Source organism: Qaidamihabitans albus (assembly GCF_016464705.1).
GTDB lineage: Bacteria > Actinomycetota > Actinomycetes > Mycobacteriales > Pseudonocardiaceae > Qaidamihabitans > Qaidamihabitans albus.
The window spans coordinates 140,326-160,123 of sequence record NZ_JAEHOB010000008.1 but is presented as its reverse complement, the minus strand read 5'-3'; the positions used below and the strand labels follow the sequence as shown (position 1 = coordinate 160,123).

The 19,798-nt window shown below is 71.1% G+C and carries 18 protein-coding genes and 1 pseudogene; 9 read left to right on the top strand and 10 right to left on the bottom strand.

Going from position 1 to position 19,798, the window contains the following annotated elements; translation table 11 throughout:
* Window positions 1–66 precede the first annotated feature (66 nt).
* On the bottom strand, window positions 67–1,791 hold the full coding sequence (locus JAP66_RS17595; RefSeq protein WP_235999088.1) for a hypothetical protein: 1,725 nt from the start codon (window positions 1,789–1,791) through the stop codon (window positions 67–69).
* A 58-nt stretch (window positions 1,792–1,849) separates the two neighbouring features.
* Between JAP66_RS17595 and JAP66_RS17590 the strand changes: the two genes are divergently transcribed.
* The 3 genes from JAP66_RS17590 (at window position 1,850) to JAP66_RS17580 (ending at window position 5,543) form a co-directional block, all read left to right on the top strand.
* Window positions 1,850–2,038: a hypothetical protein gene (locus tag JAP66_RS17590; RefSeq protein WP_199432840.1), complete on the top strand. Its 189-nt coding sequence runs from the start codon at window positions 1,850–1,852 to the stop codon at window positions 2,036–2,038.
* Between the two features lie 43 nt (window positions 2,039–2,081).
* Window positions 2,082–5,264, top strand: coding sequence for an AfsR/SARP family transcriptional regulator (locus JAP66_RS17585; RefSeq protein ID WP_199432839.1), 3,183 nt, complete (start codon window positions 2,082–2,084; stop codon window positions 5,262–5,264).
* 78 nt (window positions 5,265–5,342) lie between these two features.
* Window positions 5,343–5,543 carry a hypothetical protein gene (locus tag JAP66_RS17580; RefSeq protein ID WP_199432838.1) on the top strand — a complete coding sequence of 67 codons (201 nt, stop codon included), beginning with the start codon at window positions 5,343–5,345 and terminating at the stop codon, window positions 5,541–5,543.
* Between the two features lie 7 nt (window positions 5,544–5,550).
* On the opposite strand, the gene JAP66_RS17575 is transcribed toward JAP66_RS17580, so the two are convergent.
* The 3 genes from JAP66_RS17575 to shbA all read right to left on the bottom strand — a co-directional run bounded on the left by JAP66_RS17575 (window position 5,551) and on the right by shbA (window position 7,077).
* Window positions 5,551–6,000, bottom strand: coding sequence for a cupin domain-containing protein (locus JAP66_RS17575; protein WP_199432837.1), 450 nt, complete (start codon window positions 5,998–6,000; stop codon window positions 5,551–5,553).
* A gap of 25 nt (window positions 6,001–6,025) precedes the next feature.
* Window positions 6,026–6,394, bottom strand: a complete 369-nt coding sequence (locus tag JAP66_RS17570; RefSeq protein WP_199432836.1) for a VOC family protein — start codon at window positions 6,392–6,394, stop codon at window positions 6,026–6,028.
* A 65-nt stretch (window positions 6,395–6,459) separates the two neighbouring features.
* Window positions 6,460–7,077 (bottom strand): RNA polymerase sigma factor ShbA, encoded by a 618-nt coding sequence (gene shbA / locus JAP66_RS17565; RefSeq protein WP_199432835.1) that lies wholly within the window; start codon window positions 7,075–7,077, stop codon window positions 6,460–6,462.
* Between the two features lie 118 nt (window positions 7,078–7,195).
* Between shbA and JAP66_RS17560 the strand changes: the two genes are divergently transcribed.
* Entirely contained in the window at window positions 7,196–7,900 is a 705-nt protein-coding gene (locus JAP66_RS17560) for a carbon-nitrogen hydrolase family protein (RefSeq protein ID WP_199432834.1), read from the top strand.
* A gap of 7 nt (window positions 7,901–7,907) precedes the next feature.
* Here the strand turns inward: JAP66_RS17560 and JAP66_RS17555 are convergent, their stop codons facing one another.
* Together JAP66_RS17555 and JAP66_RS17550 are read right to left on the bottom strand one after the other, a co-directional pair.
* Entirely contained in the window at window positions 7,908–8,756 is an 849-nt protein-coding gene (locus JAP66_RS17555) for an SAM-dependent methyltransferase (protein ID WP_199432833.1), read from the bottom strand.
* Between the two features lie 126 nt (window positions 8,757–8,882).
* Window positions 8,883–9,275 carry an SCO5389 family protein gene (locus JAP66_RS17550; protein ID WP_199432832.1) on the bottom strand — a complete coding sequence of 131 codons (393 nt, stop codon included), beginning with the start codon at window positions 9,273–9,275 and terminating at the stop codon, window positions 8,883–8,885.
* A 296-nt stretch (window positions 9,276–9,571) separates the two neighbouring features.
* On the opposite strand from JAP66_RS17550, the gene JAP66_RS17545 reads away from it, so the two are divergent.
* On the top strand, window positions 9,572–10,102 hold the full coding sequence (locus JAP66_RS17545; protein ID WP_199432831.1) for a hypothetical protein: 531 nt from the start codon (window positions 9,572–9,574) through the stop codon (window positions 10,100–10,102).
* Window positions 10,099–10,455, top strand: a complete 357-nt coding sequence (locus JAP66_RS17540; protein ID WP_199432830.1) for a hypothetical protein — start codon at window positions 10,099–10,101, stop codon at window positions 10,453–10,455. The genes JAP66_RS17545 and JAP66_RS17540 overlap by 4 nt, the downstream gene beginning before the upstream one ends.
* Window positions 10,456–10,475: 20 nt before the next feature.
* Here JAP66_RS17540 and JAP66_RS17535 read toward each other — a convergent pair whose 3' ends face one another.
* Entirely contained in the window at window positions 10,476–12,059 is a 1,584-nt protein-coding gene (locus JAP66_RS17535) for a peptide chain release factor 3 (protein ID WP_199432950.1), read from the bottom strand.
* A 77-nt stretch (window positions 12,060–12,136) separates the two neighbouring features.
* Window positions 12,137–12,544 (bottom strand): MerR family transcriptional regulator, encoded by a 408-nt coding sequence (locus JAP66_RS17530; protein ID WP_199432949.1) that lies wholly within the window; start codon window positions 12,542–12,544, stop codon window positions 12,137–12,139.
* 239 nt (window positions 12,545–12,783) lie between these two features.
* Here JAP66_RS17530 and JAP66_RS17525 point away from each other — a divergent pair, with 239 nt between their 5' ends.
* Together JAP66_RS17525 and JAP66_RS17520 are read left to right on the top strand one after the other, a co-directional pair.
* The gene (locus JAP66_RS17525; protein WP_199432829.1) at window positions 12,784–14,274 is read left to right on the top strand and encodes a SulP family inorganic anion transporter; all 1,491 of its coding nucleotides are present in this window, start codon (window positions 12,784–12,786) and stop codon (window positions 14,272–14,274) included.
* Window positions 14,275–14,306: 32 nt separating this feature from the next.
* Window positions 14,307–14,861 carry a GNAT family N-acetyltransferase gene (locus tag JAP66_RS17520; protein WP_199432828.1) on the top strand — a complete coding sequence of 185 codons (555 nt, stop codon included), beginning with the start codon at window positions 14,307–14,309 and terminating at the stop codon, window positions 14,859–14,861.
* Window positions 14,862–14,927: 66 nt separating this feature from the next.
* Here the strand turns inward: JAP66_RS17520 and JAP66_RS32715 are convergent, their stop codons facing one another.
* Together JAP66_RS32715 and JAP66_RS33210 are read right to left on the bottom strand one after the other, a co-directional pair.
* On the bottom strand, window positions 14,928–15,764 hold the full coding sequence (locus tag JAP66_RS32715) for a DUF222 domain-containing protein (protein WP_268963250.1): 837 nt from the start codon (window positions 15,762–15,764) through the stop codon (window positions 14,928–14,930).
* 38 nt (window positions 15,765–15,802) lie between these two features.
* Window positions 15,803–16,513 (bottom strand): annotated as a pseudogene (locus JAP66_RS33210) (DUF222 domain-containing protein); the annotation flags it as partial.
* A 100-nt stretch (window positions 16,514–16,613) separates the two neighbouring features.
* Between JAP66_RS33210 and JAP66_RS17510 the strand changes: the two are divergent.
* Window positions 16,614–19,781, top strand: coding sequence for a glycosyl hydrolase 115 family protein (locus JAP66_RS17510; RefSeq protein WP_199432826.1), 3,168 nt, complete (start codon window positions 16,614–16,616; stop codon window positions 19,779–19,781).
* Window positions 19,782–19,798: the final 17 nt, after the last annotated feature.

Sequence of the window (19,798 nt, the reverse complement as noted above, 5' to 3'; positions counted from 1 at the left end):
TGTCCCGGAATGTACAGGTCTTTCAGGATGTTGTGAAGTTAAGAAAGTGTAGAAATACGCTAGCCGTCACCCACCCGTGGGGAGCTGCCCCGGCCGAAGCGTGGGTCCACAGTGACCGAGCGACGCCCCATGCGCCGCCGCCGTGGCTCTGGCCACCTCGTCCCGCGCATAGGCTCGCAGCTCGGCCAGCTCCGCCGGACCGGATACGGCATCCCTGCGCACCCAGTCACCGCTGCCCTCCGACGTCGACCGGATCAGCGCGTAGTCCCGGTCCAGCCGGGGGTCCCGCACGATTCCGGTGCGCCCGCCCCACACGCCGTGGGCATGGATGAATGTCGGCCGCAGCTCGTCGTAGACGTGGTCGCGCAGCGCGGTCCACTGCCGGTTCGACCAGAACTCCGCGATCCTGGGTTCGGTGAGCCCTGCCAGGTCGACCACGCGCAACCGGCTGATCAGTGCCGTGGCGCCGACGTCGGGAAGCAGCAACGAGCCGCGCTCGATCCCGGCGATGTCGGCATAACCGTTGAAGGCGCGGCCGAACCGCTCGGCGACGACGCACATCGGCACTGTCGGCGCGGCGCGGAACTTCTCCGAAGCGGACGCGAAGAGGGTGCCGGACAGGGCGAGCGCGACGGCCAGGATCGCGCTGAGCACCACGCGGCCGCGGATCCCCACCTGCCGCAGGGCGGCCGCCCCCGCGAGCGCGCCGGCAGGCGCGCCGAGCGCCCAGACCGGGGTCGCGAAGCGAAGCTCCCCCATCCAGTCCGGTTTGAGCATGGCATAGGCGCCCACGGCCAGCAGCCCGGTCACCAGCAGCGGGATCATTCCGGTACGCGCCGCCGACGGCCGGGACAGCACCAGGCCGACGAGCACCGCGAAGGCGATCCCGGCGGGCGCGCCGACGTACTCGACGAGCTCCCCGCTGCGAGCCAGGTCGGCGAACTCGGGCAGCTCCTGGTTCTTGGCGACCGCCGGCAACGACAGCAGGTGACCGAACTCGAGGTATCGCCAGCCGAGGTAACCGCCGACCGGGAAGGCGAAGGCGATCGAGGACAGCAGCGCCGACCGCGCGCTCGCACCGAGAGTCGCACGCTCGCCCAGCACCAGCAGCGCAAGCGGGTACGCCAGCGCATAGATCAGGCCGTCGGGCCTGGTGAGCGCGGCCAGCGCGGCGAGCGCTCCGGCGATCACCGCGATGCCCGGCGCCGCGAGGCGCCCGTCCACGGCCGCGCGGAACAGCACCACGGCCAGCCAGGTCACGGCCAGCGCGAAGAGAGCGTTCTCCAGGCCGGAGAAGCTCCAGATCACGAAGGACGGGTTGGCCGCGAGCAGCACGCCGGCGACGAAGGTCACCACCGCCGGCCTGCTGGTGACCCGCGCCGCCGCGTAGTGGCAGGCGGCCACGATCCCGGCACAGCACACCAGCGCGAGCGCCTTCGGAAAGACCACGTAGTCGGGAACACCCAGGATCCTCCCGTGGTCGAACAGGCCGAGCAGGCGGCCGAGGGTGAGCAGCAGGAGCCAGGACGGGTTGGAGAAGCCCTCGCTCGGTTCCGCGCCGGGCTGGAGCACGGGGCCGTGCCCCTCGGCGATGCTGCGGGCGTAGGCGAACGTGATCGCGGCATCGTCGACGATCCAGTTGCCGAACCGGGACCCGTGCCAGCCGATCAGCGCCGTCGCGCCGAGAACGGCGGTGACGGCGCCGAGCCCTGGCGGACGCAGGGCAGTGCTCCTCTGCTCAGCGCTCCTGTGCTCAACGCTCCTGTGCTCAACGCTCCTGTGCTCAGCCAATCCTTCCCCTCCGGCGAGCATCAGCCGATCGTCAGCGGCACCGGCAACACTCGATGCCATGACAGCGACCGTGCTTTTCCTCCTCCTCATGATGACCGTGCTGGCCGTACTCGGCCGGGTGACCCGGCACGGCTCCGGCAACCTCCTGCTCGACCTGCGCGCGGGCCTCGGAGTGCTCCGCAGGCTCGGCGACGCCTACGCGAGCCACGTCGACCGGTACGCCCGCGCATCCGGCGGCAAGAGCTGAAAAACGGCTACGCCAGGGCCCCAGAGCCCCGTACCCTTCTGGTATGCGGTTCGAGATCCTGGGCGGGCTGGCCGTCCGGGACGGGGACACCAGTGTTCCGGTGCCCGGGGCGAAACAGCGCGCCCTGCTCGGCTTCCTGCTCGTACACCGGAACCGGCCGATCGCCGCCGAGCGGATCATCGACGAGCTCTGGGGCGCCAACCCGCCCGCGAAGGCGCTGAACGCGTTGCAGGCCAAGGTGTCCAGTCTGCGCAGCGCGCTGGCACCCGGCGACCCCGACCGCGGCCGGGCCATACTGGCCGCCCGGGACGGCGCCTACCAGCTGAACGTGCCCGTCGACATGCTCGACGCCGCCCGCTTCGCCCACCTCGTCGGCGACGGCAGGCGTGCGCTCGACGCGGGCCACACCGCCCGCGCCTACGCCCTGCTGGAGGATGCGCTCGCACTCTGGCGGGGGCCGCCGCTGCCCGAGTACCAGGACTATCCCTACGCCGTCGCCGCAGCCGAGGCGCTCACCGCGCAGTGGCTCGGCGCGGTGGAGCTGCACGCCACCGCCTGGCTGGTCACGGGCGGCAGGCCCGGCGTGCCGGACGAGCTCGCGCTCCTGCTCGCCGAGCACCCGCTACGGGAGTCGTTGCGGGCCCTGCTGATGCGGACGCTCGCCCGCCAGGGCAGGCAGAGTGAGGCGCTGACGGTCTTCCAGGAGGGCCGCCGGCTGCTGCGTGACGAGCTCGGCATCGACCCGGGCCCTGACCTGCGCGCCGCTCAGGCGGAGGTGCTCGCCCAGCCCGAGTCCGCAGGCGCCGCCACCGCGGTCCCGAGCCGGCTGCCCGCCGAATCGACCACCTTCGTCGGCCGTGTGCGACAGCGGCAGCGGCTGCGGGACCTGCTCGCCCGCGAACGGCTGGTGACCGTCACCGGTCCGGGCGGCATCGGCAAGACCAGGCTCGTGGTGCACACGCTGCACACGATCACCCAGCCCGCCGACGGGGTGTGGTTCACCGACCTGCGCGCGATCGGCGACGGCACCGACCGGCTGACCGCCGTCGCCGAGGCGACCCTGCGGGTGCTGCGCGACCGGACCGGCGCCGACCTCGGTGTCGACGAGACCGTCCGCGCCGACCCCGGCCGGGACGCGCTCACCCGGCTGTGCGACCGGATCGGCACCAGCGACCTGGTGCTCGTGCTGGACAACGGCGAGCACGTCAGCGCCGAACTCGCCGCGTTCGCCCACCGGCTGCTCGCCGACTGCCCGGGAGCGCGCGTGGTGACCACCACCCGGGTGGTGCTGGGTCTGCCGGAGGAGTCGGTGCTGCGGCTGGAGCCGCTGCCCGCGCCGGAGCCGGCCGCATCCCGCGAGGCCCGGCTCGCCTCGGAAGCCGTCGCGCTCTTCTGCGCCCGCGCCCGGCTCGACGGCGAGACCCTGTCCGAGGACGACCTCGGCCACGTGGCCGGGATCGTCCGCCGGGCCGACGGGGTGCCGCTGGCGATCGAGGTCGCGGCCGGCCTGCTGCGCGGCCTGACCCTCGCCGACCTCGACGCCCACCTGCACGCCGAGCAGCGCCTCACGCTCACCGACACCATCGACCGGAGCTGGCAGCTGCTCACGGACGAGGAGATCGACCTGCTCAGCAGGGTGGCCGTGATCGAGGGACCGTGGTGCCTGGACGCCGCACACGCCCTCGCCGCGCCACAGGCCACGCACGGCGAGGTCGTCAGCGTGGTCGCGCGCCTGGTCGACCGCTCGCTGATCAGTCATCAGCCGGAGAACACCGACCTGCCGTACCGGCTGCTGGACAGCATCCGCGCCTACGCGCTGCGCAGGCTCCGGGAAAGCCCGCACCTGCGTGAGGTCGAACTCGCGCACGCCACGTACTTCCAGGTGCTTGCCGAGCGCACCGACCGGCTGCTCCGCGGCGCCGAGCAGCCCACGGCATTCCGGCGGCTCACCGCCGTCCATGCCGATCTGGTCACCGCGATCGGCACGTTCGGCAGGCACGGTCGCGCCGCCGACGCGCTGCGGCTGGCGAGCTCGCTGGGCTGGTACTGGTGGCTGAGCGGACGGCGCCAGGACGGGCGCGTCGTGCTGGAACAGGCCATCGCCGCCGTCGACGAGCAGACGCCGGACCGGGCGGCCGCGCAGGCCTGGGCCGCTGCGCTCGCGTTCAGCGACTCCGACAGCGCGCTGCGCACGGCGGCGGCCGTGCTCGACGCGACGAGCTCCGACCACTGGGACGCCGGGCTGCGGATGGTCGCGATCCTGACCACGGACCGGCTGTTCCAGCGCGGCGACCCGGTACAGGCGCGCGCTCTGCTGGACGAGATCAGCAAGATCGCGGAGCGGTTCGACGACGAGTGGCTGACCGCCGCCGCACGACTGATGGCGGGCATCGGAGCGTCGCTGTACGGAACGCCGGGGCAGGGCCGGCACTGCGCCGAGGCCGCGCTCGCCGGCTTCACCGCGGCCGGGGACCTGTGGGGCCAGGCGCAGTCGCTGGATCTGCTGGCCGGCATCGACGAGATGATCGGCGACTACGACGCCGCCCGGCGAGCCAGGGAACGCGTCATCGAACTCGCCGACCACCTCGGGCTGGCGGACGTGCGTGCCTACCAGCTTGTCCGGATCGGCAACCTCTGCGGGCTGGCAGGCGAGCTGGACGCGGCCGAAGCGCACCTGCTGCGGGCGAGGGACCTCAGCCGTGAGCTCGGCCTGGCGAGCACGACCGCCTACGCGGTGAACGGCCTCGGCCTGATCCTGCGGCGGGCGGGCAGGCCGCACGAGGCGAAGGTGCACCATGAGGCGGCGCTGCGGCACTACCGCCGGGTCGGCTCCCCCTCAGGCGTCGCCTTCACCTGCGCCGCGGCGGGACTGGCGGCCGCCGCCACCGGAGACCTCGCCGACGCACGAACGTGGCAGCGCACAGCGCTGGCCGCCGCGTTGCGAACCGGTGACCAGCGAGCCGTCGCGCTCGCGCTGGAGGGGCTCGCGGTGGCCTGCCCGCAGCTGCCCAGCGCCGCGGTGCTGCTCGGTGCCGCCGCCGCGCTGCGCGACGCCGCCGGGGCGCCGCGGCCCGCCGGTGAGATACCCGAGGCCGACCAGGCCGCCGCCGCGGTGCGCGAGGAGCTACCGGCCGCCGCCGCACGTGCGGCGGCGGCCACCGGTGCCGAATGGGCGGACAACCTCCCCGCGCTCACCGAGCGGGTCGGACAGCTCGCGCTCGACTGACCCAGCGCCAGAGCCATCAGCGCACCGTCAGCGGCGCCGCGCACAGTGAACCGGTCAGGCAACAGAGGAGGTCGGACCATGTTCGCCGTGTATTGCCCCGAGCACGATGCCGAGGTGCTGCTGAGCCAGCGCCGGGTCAAGCGCCTGGTCAATGTCGAGCCGGGGGTGATCGCCGTCGAGCTCGTCTGCTACGACGGGCAGCTGCTGACCGTGCTCACCGGCGCCAGGGTGACGGAGGCAAGTCAGGCCGGGGCCGCCAGGGACGAGGCCGCAGCCTGATCCCGCGTCAGAGCAGGCGGAAGTCGGCGAAGTCGAACCCCGGTGAGACCACGCAGGACACGAGGACCGCCTCGGTTCCGGCAGGCCGCGCGGCCTGCCAGCAGCCACCGGGCACGAGCGCCTGCGGCCGCTCCCCCCGCTCGGCCGCCGGCCCGAGGGTCACCACCTCCGGTCCCCGCGACGGCCGTTCCCCCTCGCCGCCGAGCAGCAGGTTCAGCGGCCCGCCCCGGTGCCACAGCCACAGCTCGTCGCCGCGCACCTGGTGCCACCGCGACTCCTCGCCCGGTTCGAGCGCGTAGTAGATGGCCGTCGCGGCGGCGCGTTCGCCCGGGTAGCCGGGCGGCCGGAACGCGGCCTCGGTCCGCCACGTCTGCCGGTACCAGCCTCCCTCCGGATGCGGAAGCAGGTCGAGGGCTTCGGCGAGCGGCGGGCGGCCCGCGGGAGTCGCTGACGTCACGCCCGGCACTGTAGCGCCGCCGGTCTCACGACAGGCGCTGGGCGAACTCGACGATGTTGCCGTCCGGGTCGGCGACGTGCAGGGTCCGCTCGCGCCAGGGCCGGTCCACCGGCCCGGTCAGGATCTCGGCACCGGCCTCCCGCAGCCGTTCGGCTTCCGCGTCCACGTCGTCGACGATGAATCCGACCTCCCCGCACGGGGGGCGGCCGCCCTCCCGGCCGATCAGCTCGGGCAGCTTCGCACGCTCGAACAGCGAGAACTTGGTGTTGTCCATCGCGAACTCGACGTAGCCGTCACCTTCGATCCGCACGTCGAGCCCGATCACGTCGCGGTAGAACGTCACCGACCGGGCGAGGGACTCGACGTAGAAGATCATGTAGTCGATCCGGCGCATACCCGCACGGTAAACCCGGCGCGCGACACACGCCCGCCTCGATCGTTCCCGTCCGGCCGCCGCACCTACCGCGGAGGTGGAGTCAGCACCTTGCGCAGCTTCGCGAGGGCACGATGCTGGGCCACCCGTACCGCGCCCGGGGTCGAGCCGATGGCGCGGGCCGTCTCCTCGGCAGAGAGCCCCACGACGATCCGCAGGGTGAGCAGTTCCCGTTCCCGGCCGGTGACGTGGTCCAGCAGCCGTTTCAGGTACCGCCCGCGTTCGGCCTCGAGGCAGCGCGCCTCCGGACTCCGCTGGGGATCGGCGGTCTCCGGTAGCACGTCGCAGGCGGTCTCCCTGTTCACGCCGGAGCGCCGGTAGTGATCCACCACCTTGTTCGACGCGATCCGGTAGGCGAACGCCGTGAAGGAATGCCCGAGCGGCTGGTAGTGGGACAGCGACCGGAAGACGCCGAGGCAGGCTTCCTGAGCCACGTCGTCGGCCGAGTAGTAGGCGCCCTCACTGCCCCCGCTGCGCCCGATCCGCGCGCGGATGTACCGCACGAGCATCGGGCGGATCGTCGCGAGCAGCCGGTCCGCCGCGGCACGGTCGCCCCCCGCGGCCGCGCGTGCCAGCTCGTTCAGCGGGTCGTCGCTCGCATCCGTGGCATCGGACCGGGACCTGTGCGCCGTTGCCGAGGTCATCAGCGTCGAATGCTCCGATCGTCCGCGCCCATCCCCGATGCACGCGGTAACAGTAACCGAAACACCGGTTTCGAAAGTCGCATTGACGTAACGAACCGCGATCGCTGAAGATTCGTGAGTGCGTCACCCGCTCGCCATGGCCGTCGCCCAGCCACTGTGCGTGTCCCACGACGTCGCGGCGAACGCGGTGCGGCATGCGGACACGGTGCGCTCGGCAGGCGCCAGGGTGGTGGTCTTTCCCGAGCTCTCCCTCACGGGATACGAGCTGGCCGCCGAGGCGATCACGGCAGGCGACCCGCGGCTGTCGCCCGTCGTCGAGGCCTGTGCCGAAACGACGGCAACGGCGCTGGTCGGCGCTCCGGTCCGGGACGACACCGGCGGGCCGTACATCGCGACGCTGGCCATCGACGGCACCGGCGCCGCGGTGGCCTACCGCAAGATGTGGCTCGGCGCTGCGGAAGCCGAACGGTTCGCCGCGGGCACGGAGCCGGCCGTGCTCACCGTCGACGGCTGGCGGCTCGGTCTCGCCATCTGCAAGGACACCGGTGTCGCCCGCCACGCGGCCGACACCGCGGCGCTGGGAATCGACGCCTACCTCGCCGGCACCGTCAAGTCGGCGGAGGAGGCGGGGCTGCAGGACGAGCGCGCCCGGCGGATCGCCACCGAACACGGCGTCTGGGTCGCCGTGGCGAGCTTCGCCGGGTCGACCGGTGGCGGCTACACCCAGGCGGCGGGCCGGTCCGGCATCTGGGCCGCCGACGGCCTCGCGGTCGCCAGTGCCGGGCCGGAGACCGGCGCCGTCACGCGGGCGACGCTGCGCTGAACGCGCGCTACTTCTTGCGGCCCAGCCCCGCCAGCGCGCTACTCGCCGCCGGTTCGTCGGCGTACTCCCTGGTCGCCGGGGACTCGCGCTCCTCGGGCCGCCACTGCGGAATCCACACCACGCCCGGCTCCACGAGTTCGAAGCCGTCGAAGAAGCGGGTGAACTCCGCCCGCGTGCGCAGGTGCAGGGCGGAGCTCGCCTGCTGGTACTGCCTGCGCACCTCGGCCCGTTCGCTCTCGCCCTCGGCGGGCACCCCTTCGTCCGTCATGTGCGAGGACAGCAGGTACGACCCCGCGGGGAGCAGGTCGCGGTACTTCGCGACGATCTCGTGCGGGCCGTCCTCCGGGCTCACGAAGTACAGCACGTTCACCAGGATCAGCCCGATCGGCTGCTCGGGATCGAGGATCCCGGTGGCGAGCGCGCGCCGCCAGATGTCCTCGGGGTTGCGCAGATCGCCGTGCAGCACCGCATGCCGGTCGAGGTCGCCCTCGCGTTCCAGCAGTACCTGCGAGTGCGCGACGGCGACCGGCTCGTTGTCGACATAGACACACCGGCTGTCCGGGTTCACCGAGTCCGCGACCTCGTGCACGTTGCCGACGGTGGGTACCCCGGAACCGAGGTCGAGGAACTGGGTGATGCCCTGACGGGCCAGGTAGTGCACGCCCCTGCCGAGGAACTCGCGGCCCACCTTCGCCATCGTTCGCACCATCGGGAAGGCCTCGACGGCCTTCGCGCCGAACTCGCGGTCGATCGCCCAGTTGGCGGTACCACCGAGGAACCAGTCGTAGATCCGGGCTGGGTTCGGCCGGTCGAGGTCGACTCCCTCGGGGACGAAATCGGGCTCCCTGTCGGACATGCGCGCTCCTCGGCCTCAGTGATCACCTTCACTCTATCGGGTGGCGGAGCGTCGGCTGGAAGGGCCCGGCGAGCTTACGGCGCACGTGCCCCGGTGCGCCACCGGCGCACGTGCGCGCCGCCCCGCCTAGCAGTCTCGCAGTTCGGGGCTCTGGTTGAGGAGCTGGCCACGCGCGGAGATGAAGGCGCGGTAGTCGGCACCGTCCACAGCGGACGTACGGAAAGCCGCGACACGGTGGCAGTTCTGAAAGGCCAGCTTGACGCCGAAGTGCCGTTCGAGCCCGCCGCGGATCGCGTCCGAGGCCAGCGCACGCAGCAGCTGCCCGCGCTCGGACTCGCTCGGCGGCGGGGTGGTGTCGTCGGCGAACCCGGCGCGCCCGGTCTCCAGGTCGGCGACGACGCCGCTGATCACCTGCCAGGCGTAGGGCAGCGACTCGCGCACACAGGCGACGAACTCGGCGTCGCCGACCTCGCCGCGTTCGGCGCTTTCGAGCAGTCGGGTGGGCACGTTCAGGGACATGGACCTGCCTCCAGGCGGATCGGTGTTCGGTCGTACCGGCCCTCTCAGTGCTACTGGCGATGATCGTCATTTGCAAGACGTCCCTCCGGTTGCCACCGGGACGGACCAGCGGCATCCCGAACGGGTGAACACCGACGCCGGTGCGCGGTGATGTTGTTGCCCGGCTTGCCTGCGTTCCCGAGCGCAGCGATCTCCGGTGCTCGCAAAGGGTGAATCGCGGGCGGCGGTATGTACGAACGCCCGCACAGGCCGGGAGACTGGTCCGTGGGTGCCGGCCCGGACGGGAGGCAGCGGACATGGCCGCGACGGAACTGACCCACCAGGACTGCATCAAGCTCATCCGCTCACCGGAACGAAGCCGGACGGGAATGGTCGCCGTCGACGGCCGGGACTCCGTTCCGCTCGCCTGTTTCGTGCTGGACAACGGCGACGTGCTCGTACCGACCGGGGAGAGCCGCGCACTGTTGCGGGCCGCCGCCGGATGTCCCGTCCGGGTCGAGTTCAGCCATCGCGACCGGGACGGCCACACCGCGTGGACCGTGACGGGCACCGGCCTCGCCCGGCCGTTGCACCGGCGCGACCAGCCGAGGCCCTTCCCGCACACCACGGGTGCGCTGGCCATGCTCCAGGCGTTCCAGAACGGGATCCGGGTACGCGTCGCGCGGCTGACCGGCGTCCGGGTCACCGCCGACCCCGGCGGCGAGATCCCCGATCAGCGGACCGCCCGGGACGCGCGGCCCGGCACCGGCGGGGTCTCCGGTCACCGGCGGACAGGGACCTTGGCCCCTGGTACCGGGGACGTCACGTTGGCAAGGTCGGATACGTGACGATGCCGCCTCCCCAGGATGTCGACGCGCCGGCGGTGCAGGTCCTCCTGCGACCCGGCGTCGAACCAGGCTGCCTCGGCTCCGCGCTCGAGCATCTGCGCGCGCGGGCGGCACTCAGCCTGAGCTGGGCCGACCGGATCGAGGTAAGACTCGCCCGCGGCGCCCACCCGGCGATGCCGACCGCCCTGCTGGCCGACGCCAGCCTGCACCTGGGCGCCCACGTGATCCGGGCCAGTGGCATCGCCGCGGACCCGCACGAGGCGATCGACCGGGTCTGCGAGCGACTCGCCGCCAAGTTCGACGTCGTGCCACGGCAGCGGGATCGTGCCTTCGCCGACGGCGAGGTGGGCTGACGGCGCTCTCGGCCGCTCGGTCAGCCCCCTTCGGCGACGAGCGGCTCGAGCGCCAGGTCGGGATGCTGGCGCTGCAGGATGCGCATGGTCATCTCGTCCTCGAACAGCGCGAGCTCGGCGCCGTCCGTGCGGGTGAGCACCTCGCTGCGGCGGCCACCGTCCACCAGCTGCCGCTGTGCCGGGTCGCCCAGCCTGCGCACCGCGCGGTAGGACAACCGGTCCAGCCGCACCGGGCAGCTGAACTCGTGCTCCAGCCGGTGCTCCGCCACGTCGAACTGCATCGGCCCGACAGCGGCGAACACCGGCACCGCGTCACCCCGCAGATCGGAGCGCAGCACCTGCACGACACCCTCGGACTCCAGCTGCTCGACCCCCTTGCGGAACTGCTTGGACCGGCTCAGGTCGGCCGGGCGCGCGGTGGCGAAGTGCGCGGGTGCGAAGCTCGGGAGGCCGGGGAACCTGACCGCGGGCTTGCCCGCGTACAGCGTGTCCCCCACCCCCAGCGCGGAGGCGTTGACCAGGCCGATCACATCGCCCGGGTACGCGACGTCCACCGTCGAGCGCTGCTGCCCGAACACCTGCTGCGCGTACTTGGTGGCGAACGGCCGCCCGGTGGTCGCGTTGGTGACCACCATGCCCCGTTCGAACATGCCGGAACACACCCTGGCGAAGGCCACCTGATCCCGGTGCGCCCGGTCCATCCCGGTCTGCACCTTGAACACGAACGCGGAGAACGGCGAGTCGAGCCGCCGCGTGACTCCGTCGACGTCGACCCTCGGCTCCGGTCGCGGGGCCAGGTCCAGCAGCAGATCCAGCAGGTGCCGCACGCCGAAGTTCAGCACCGCCGCGCCGAAGAGCACCGGCGTGCCCGACCCGGCGGCGAACGCCGCAGGATCGAACTCGCCACCCGAGGCGGTGAGCAGCTCCGCCTCCTCGTGTGCCTGCAGCCAGTCGGCGCCCTCCTCGGCCTCGGCCCGTGCCGGGTCCAGCCGCTCCTCCGGCGCCACCGTGGCTCCGCCCGCCGTCCGCTGGTAGCGGATGAACGAGCCGTCGGCCAGGTCCAGCACGCCGCGGAAGTGACCGGAAACGCCGACCGGCCAGGTCAGCGGCATCGGCTGCAGGCCGATCCGCTCGACCAGCTCGTCACACAGCTCCAGCGCCTCCCGGCCGGGCCGGTCCCACTTGTTGATGAATGTGATCACCGGGATGCCCCGGTGCCTGCACACGTCGAACAGCTTCAGTGTCTGCGGCTCCAGGCCCTTGGCCGAGTCCAGCAGCATCACCGCGGAGTCCACCGCCGAGAGCACTCGGTAGGTGTCCTCGGAGAAGTCCGCGTGCCCCGGGGTGTCCAGCAGGTTGATCACCGTGTCGCGGTAGGCGAACTGCAACGCCGCCGAGGTGATCGAGATACCCCGTGCCTGCTCCATCTCCAGCCAGTCCGACACGACGCCCTGGCGCCCCGACTTGCCGTGCACCGCACCGGCCTCGGAGATCACCTCGGCGTGCAGCGCCAGCGCCTCGGTGAGCGTCGACTTACCGGCGTCCGGGTGGCTGATCACGGCGAACGTGCGGCGGCGAGCGGCTTCCGAGGCCACGTCCTGCATCGTGGCGGACGCGGTACTACCTGCGGTCACTTGACCCCTTACTGACTGTGCGCATGTATCTCAACCCTACCCTCACGTCACGGTATGTTTCTCGCGGAGCCCCGGCCGGTCGAGCCGAGCCGTTCGCGCAGCAGCCCGGCGAACTCCTCCGCCGCCGCGAGCTCGGCGCGCAGCTCCGCGCACCGCCGCTGCGCCGCGTCGGAGAACTCACGCAGCCGGCCGAGCTGGTCCTTGCGCAACCTGCGGACGTTCGGGGTGCCTGCCGCCTCCGGGTCGAGCATGCCGAGCAGCTCCCGCATCTCGTCGAGCTGGAAGCCCAGCGGCTTCATCCGCATCACGAGCCGCAGCCGCGCCACGTCCGGCTCGGTGTAGAGCCGGAAACCGCCCTGGCTGCGCGCACTCGGCGTGACCAGCCCGACCTCCTCGTAGTAGCGGATCGTCCGCAGCGAAAGGCCCGTGCGCTCGGCCACCTCGCCGATCCGCATGTGCTCGCCCACGCGACAACCTCACTTCTCCGGCACCGATCCCACCAAGGTACCGGCCGTACGCGCGGCTGCTCCGGGCGCGCGCCGCTTGAGCCAGGTCACATCGGTCGTAGATCACATCCGCCCATCATTACCCTCACGTGAGGGTACGGTTCACCGGAGTCCCTGGTCGAGCCCCATCGGAGCGGCTCCTCTTCTCCAGCTCTTCGCTTTCTCACTCCTTCTCGCGAAAGAAGATGATGTCGCTTCCCGCTGCGCTGCGCCCGAACGTCGCCCGCCCCGCCTGGCTGTCTCCCCGCGTGTTCCGCACCGAGGCCCTCTCCGGCCTGGTCGTCGCCCTCGCCCTGATCCCGGAGGCCGTGTCGTTCTCGATCATCGCGGGCGTCGATCCCCGCATCGGGCTCTTCGCCTCGTTCACGATGGCCGTGACGATCGCCTTCACCGGTGGGCGCCCGGCGATGATCTCCGCCGCGACCGGCGCGATCGCACTGGTGCTCGCCCCGCTCGTGCGGGACCACGGCGTGGAGTACCTGCTGGCCGCGGTGGTACTCGGCGGCCTCATCCAGGTGCTGCTCGCGGTGTCCGGTGTGGCGCGGCTGATGCGCTTCCTGCCGCGCAGCGTGATGGTCGGCTTCGTCAACGCGCTGGCCATCCTGATCTTCCTCGCGCAACTGCCGTACCTGATCGACGTGCCGTGGGCGGTCTACCCGCTGCTGGCCGTGGGGCTGGTCGTCATATTCGGCCTGCCCCGGCTCACCAAGGCGGTGCCCGCACCGCTGGTCGCGATCGTCACGCTGACCGCGTTCACCGTCGTCGCGGGCGTCGCCGTGCCCACCGTGGGCGACGAGGGGGAGCTGCCCAACAGCCTGCCCGTGCTCGGCGTCCCGGCCGTCCCGCTCAACCTCGAGACGCTGACCATCGTCGCCCCGTTCGCCTTCGCGATGGCGCTGGTCGGGCTGATGGAGTCGCTGATGACGGCGAAGCTGGTCGACGACATCACCGACACCCACTCGGACAAGACACGCGAGTCCTGGGGCCAGGGCGTGGCCAACATCGTCACCGGCTTCTTCGGCGGCATGGGCGGCTGCGCCATGATCGGCCAGACCATGATCAACGTGAAGTCCGGTGCCCGCACCCGCGCGTCGACGTTCCTCTCCGGAGTGTTCCTGCTCGTCCTCGTCGTCGCCCTCGGCCAGGTCGTGGGCCTCATCCCGATGGCCGCGCTCGTCGGCGTGATGATCATGGTCGCGATCGGCACGTTCGACTGGCACAGCATCCACCCGAGGACACTGCGGCGGATGCCCAAGAGCGAGACCATCGTGATGGTCTCCACGGTCGCCGTCACGGTGCTCACCCACAACCTCGCCATCGGCGTCGTCGTCGGCGTGCTCGTCGCGATGGTGCTCTTCGCGCGCCGCGTCTCCCACCTGGTCACCGTGGACAGCGTCCTCGACCCGGACGGCAGCACCAAGATCTACACCGTCACCGGGCAGCTGTTCTTCGCCTCCAGCAACGACCTCGTCTTCCAGTTCGACTACGCGAACGACCCGCCCGAGGTCGTGATCGACCTGTCCGACGCCCACGTCTGGGACGCCTCCACCGTCGCCTCGCTCGACGCCATCACCACCAAGTACGCGGCGCGCGGCACCCACGTCACGATCAGTGGCATGAACCACGACAGCGAGCAGCGGCACAACACGCTCGCCGGCAACCTGACCGGCGCACACTGAGCCACCCCGGAGCCGGCGTGCACGATGGAGGTATGCGCACGCCACGGGAGGAGCTGACCGGCGACGGGATCGTGCTGCGCCGGTGGTCGTCCGCCGACGCGACCGAGCTGCGCAGGGTCGTGTCGGACACGATCGAGACCCTCAAGCCGTGGATGCCATGGGCGGCCAACGGCTACGGGCCGCGCGAGGCCGCCGGGTTCCTGGCGCTGACCGAGCGGAACTGGGCGCAGGGCGTGTCGTTCGACTACGCGATCGTGGCCGGCGACCGGATCATCGGCAGCTGCGGGCTGATGAACCGGATCGGTGGCGCCGGCCTGGAGATCGGCTACTGGCTGCACCACGACTGGCGGGGCCGGGGCCTGGCCACGGAGACGGCCGCGCTGCTGGTGGACGAGGCGTTCCGGGTGGGCGCCGAGCACGTCGAGATCGTGCACGACGAGCACAACGAACGCAGCGGGGCCGTCCCGCGGCGGCTCGGGTTCGCGCGGCTGCACCGGCGCGCGGCGCAGGCGGCGGGCGGATCCGCGAGCAACGGCTACGTCGTCGTGTGGCGCCTGGAGCGAGCGTCGCGCGAGATCGGCGACTAGGCGCCGTGCGCTGAAGAAGAGCGGCGATCTCGCCTGCCGTTCGGGACTCGCTGTACACCTGACCCGTCACCCGAGGCCGACGTGGAAATCGCCCGGCTCATCCCCGTGCTGAACACCTCGTCCCCGTTGCCGGACGGCGCGTGAATCCGGGCGGTCGAGGGAAGTGGCGCGGCGTTTCTGACTCGCCGTAGGCATGACCGGTCGCGCCGTCACTCGGGCGGCGTTGGTGTGGTGGTGGGTGTGTGGTGTTGCGGAGGGGCTTTCGTTGAGGGTCGAGTCGTGCTGGTGGGAGGAATTCGGGGAGCCGGTCGGTGGGGTTGTGGCGGGCGTGCCACTCGGTGTGGTGCAGGATCCAGTGGTGGTGGGTGCAGACCAGCACAAGATTGTCGAGGTCGGTGCCGCCGCCGTGGGACCACCAGGTGATGTGGTGGGGCACGCACCATTTGGTGGGGCGGGTGCAGCCGGGGAGGCGCAGCCGCGATCGCGCAGCCCGAGCGCGCGGCGCTGCGCGGGTGTGGCGGAGCGGGCGGCGCGGCCGAGGTGGAGGATTTCGCCGGTGGCGTTGTAGATGGCGGGCACGATCTTGGCGTGGCAGGCCAGCCGGCGTAGCTGCTCCAGGCTGGTGTGACCGGGCAGGTCCAGCACCGCCGCACGGGTGCGCCGCTGCAGCTCTGTGACCTCGATGGTGGCGGTGAGCACGGCGTGTTCACCACCCTGCACGGTGAGCTCGTCGGCGCGGGCGGCGCAGTCGATGATCTCGGCCAGCGCGTCACCGTGCCGCTCAGCGCTGCCGCGCACATCCGGGCGCCCGTCCTCATCGCTGCCGCGGGGGCAGGCCAGCGGCCCGAACAGGCCCTCCAGCGTCGCGGCGGTCTCGGCGTCCAACTCGCCGGTGAAGCGCATCCGCCCGCTGGCAGGTAACGATAGCGCAGCTCCCGCCGCGGCCATGCCAGCTCGGCCGCCTCCCGCTCGGGATCGGCGTGCTCGTGCTGCCAGTAGCCCAGCAGCCGCCGCCCCACCTGGCGCACCGTCTCCGGCGGCGCCTGCACCGCCACCCCCAGCAGCGTCGCCTCATCACTGGCGCGCTGCGCCGCGGGCACCACATCCGGATAGCGCGCGAAAACCCGGCCGATCTCCTGCACGTGCTCCGGCCCGACCTCGCCGCGCGCCAGCGCCTCCCCGGTGGCCGCCAGCGGTGCCGGCCGCGGATCACCACCCAGCGCCCGGCCGGGCTCGACCGCGACCGCCTGCGCCACCCGCTCCCGCGCCTCCCGCCCAGACAGCCGCGCCTCCGTGCGCAGCAACGCCACCAGATCCCGATACCCCAACCTCGACGCCAGCCCCCGCCGCTCCGCCTCCCCCACCAACCGCACCGCGCGGGCATACTCCCGCCGCAACACCCCCTCCCCCTCGACCAGCGCCGCCGCCAGCTCCGCATCCGGCCACCGCCACAACGCCTCCGCGCCCAACCCGCCCAACCCGGCCAGCCCCGCCGTCTCGTCCACACCATCACTGTAGCGCGATACTCGAACAAGTATTCGATACCGATCGAGTGAATTCACCGACGGAACGATCTGTCCACAGTAGACATACGGAAATCCCGTTGTCGAAACATTTTCGGACACAACAATCACCGACCAGCTCTTGACCATTCGCATTCCCAAGTCAAAATAAGCGGTGCCGTGAACACCGGATTACGAAACATTTCGGCGCAAGTCGTCCGCCTCGCCCAATCGTCACGGAGACCGCACGATGCAGAGATCACTGAAGTCGCAACCCTTACGGCTACTGGTGTCCTTGTTCGTCCTCGCCTCGATCACCGTCGCCACCCCGGCCGCGGTGGCGAGGCCGTCCGGTAGCCCGGCCGGCGACCGGCACGACCAGAGCGGCTACATCAGCACCACCGCCAGACCCGGCCATTTCCCCTTGGTGGCGAAAGGAAAGGCCGCGCCGCTGGTGGTCAGCACGAAGGACCACACCGGCGTCGTCCGGGTGGTGGACGACCTGCAGGCCGACATCGAGAAGGTCACCGGCGTACGGCCCTCCGTGTCGAAGAACGAGGTCCCGGCAAAGCGGGACGTCGTACTCGTCGGCACCATCGGCGACAGCCCGCTCATCGACGACCTGGTGGTGCGCGGGAAGCTGGACGTCTCCGGAATCGCCGGCAAGTGGGAGACCTCGCTGCAACAGGTGGTCCACAATCCCCTGCCGGGCGTGCGGCGCGCGTTCGTGGTCGCGGGCAGTGACCAGCGCGGCACCATCTTCGGCGCCTACGACGTCTCCAAGCGGATCGGCGTCTCACCGTGGTACTGGTGGGACGACGTACCGGCACAGCAGCACGATGAGCTCTACGTCATGCCCGGAAGGCACAGCCAGGGCACGCCCGCGGTGAAGTACCGCGGCTTCTTCATCAACGACGAGAACCCCGCACTCGGCCGCTGGGCACCGGAGTACTTCGGTCCAGGGCACGCGCCCGGCCATCCCAACGGCTTCAACCACAAGTTCTACGCCAAGGTCTTCGAGACGATGCTCCGGACCAAGGCCAACTACCTCTGGCCCGCGGTCTGGGGCCGGGCCTTCGCCGAGGACGACCCGCTCAATCACCAGACCGCCAAGGATTACGGCGTGGTGATGGGCACCTCGCACGAGGCGCCGATGATGCGCGGCATCGAGGAGTGGAACCGGCATGCCACCCCCGCCAAGCGGGACGAGGACGGCGAGATCGTCGAACCCGGCCAGGATCCCTACGGCGGCACCGGCGAATGGAGTTTCCGCCGCAACGCCGAGGCGATCAAGCAGTACTGGGCCGACGGGATCCGCCGCATGATGGACGAGGACTTCGAGGGCGTGGTCACGCTCGGCATGCGCGGCAACGGCGACGTCAGCCTCCCCGACGGTGACGGCATCGGCCTGATGGAGGAGATCATCGGCACCCAGCGCGAGATCCTCGCCGAGGTCGCCGAGCAGGACATCACGAAGATCCCGCAGGTACAGACCCTCTACAAGGAAGTCCAGCGGTACTGGGACAAGGGCCTGCGTCCGCCGGACGACGTGACCGTGGTCTTCTGCGACGACAACTGGGGCAACATGCGCAAGCTGCCCGACGCGAGCCTGCCCGAGCGTAGCGGTGGCTACGGCCTCTACTACCACTACGACTACGTGGGCGGCGGCCGCAACTACAAGTGGGTGGACACCAACCTGCTGCCCAATATCTGGGACCAGCTCAACCAGGCCTACACCTCGGGTGTCGACCGGCTCTGGGTCGTCAACGTCGGTGACATGAAGAACGAGGAGATGCCGCTGCAGTTCTTCCTCGACTACGCGTGGAACCCGGACCGCTGGCCGGTGGAACGGCTCGACGAGTGGGAACGGCAGTACGCGGCGCAGAACTTCGGCCCGCAGCTCGCCAGGCCGATCGCCGACGTCCTGCACACCTACGCCAACCTGCAGTCGCGCCGGAAGCCCGAGCTGCTGAACCGGCGCATCACCGTCGACCCGACCAAGGACATCACCACCGATCCGGACGCCGTCGTCTACGACGACGAGAACACACCGTTCAGCCTGGTCAACTACCGCGAGATCGACCGGGTCACGGAGGAATGGAAACGCCTGGCCGCGCGGGCCGAACGGATCGGCAGAGCACTACCCGACAAGTACGACGACGCCTACTACCAACTCGTGCTCTACCAGGTGAAGGCGACGGCCAACCTCTACGAGCTACGGCAGGCGGAGTTCCGCAACCTCCTCTACGCCGAGCAGGGACGGGCCGCAACGAACGACCTCGCCGAGGTTACCGAGGCGCGCTTCGCCGACGACCAGGCGATGTCGGACTACTACAACAACACGCTCGCCGACGGGAAGTGGCACGGCTTCCAGACGCAGCCGAAGATCGGTTACGGCGACGTCGAACGCTACGGCCCGAACGCGCCATGGCAGCAGCCCGAGCGCAACCACGAGGCGCTTCCCGACGCGATCTACCCCGCGGTGCAGCGCATCGAGGTGCCGGAACGCGCCGAGATGGGCGTCGCCGTCGACGGATCGCGGGAATGGTGGCCACACGCCGAGTCCCGCCCGGTGCTCCCGGAGTTCAGTCCGTACCAGAGCGGGCCGCAGCAGTACATCGAGGTGTTCAACCGCGGCTCCGTCGGTTTCGACTACCGCATCGAAGCCGCGGAACCCTGGGTGCGCGTCGACAACCACCGGGGCCGCGTCGACAAGCAGGTGACCGCCACCGTGCGCATCGACTGGACACGGGCGCCGAAGGGCCGGACCACCGTGCCCATCACCGTCTCCGGGCCGGACGGCACCGAGGTCACCGTCGACGCGGTCTTGCACAACCCCGACGTGCCACGGCACCGGCTGAAGGGCTTCGTCGAGGCAGGCGGCTACGTCTCGATGGAGGCCGAGCACGCCACGCGGGTGATCAACGGCGGTGACGGCGGAGCGCACTGGAAGCACATTCCGGACCTCGGGCGTACCGGCGCGGGCATGGAGGCCTTCCCGGTCACCGCACCCCGTCAGGAACCGGGCGGCGACGGTCCCCGGCTGGAGTACGAGATGACCCTGTTCACCACCGGGCCGGTCGACGTGCACGCGTACCTGTCACCACGGAACAACGTGTTCCCGACGGACGGGCTCAAGTACGCGGTCTCGATCGACGACCAGCCGCCGCAGGTCGTCAACATCACCGAGGCCACCGGGGCCGACGACACGAGCATGAACCGGCAGTGGGAGCGCAACACCTCGGACAACGTCAACCTGACGTCGACCACCCACGAGATCACCGAGCCGGGCAGGCACACGCTGAAGTTCTGGATGGTCGATCCGACCGTCGTGGTGCAGAACCTCGTCGTGGACACCGGCGGGGTGCGGCACAGCTACCTCGGCCCGCCGGAGAGCCGCCGGTTCGGCCCGCGCTAGCGCGGCATACGTCCCCA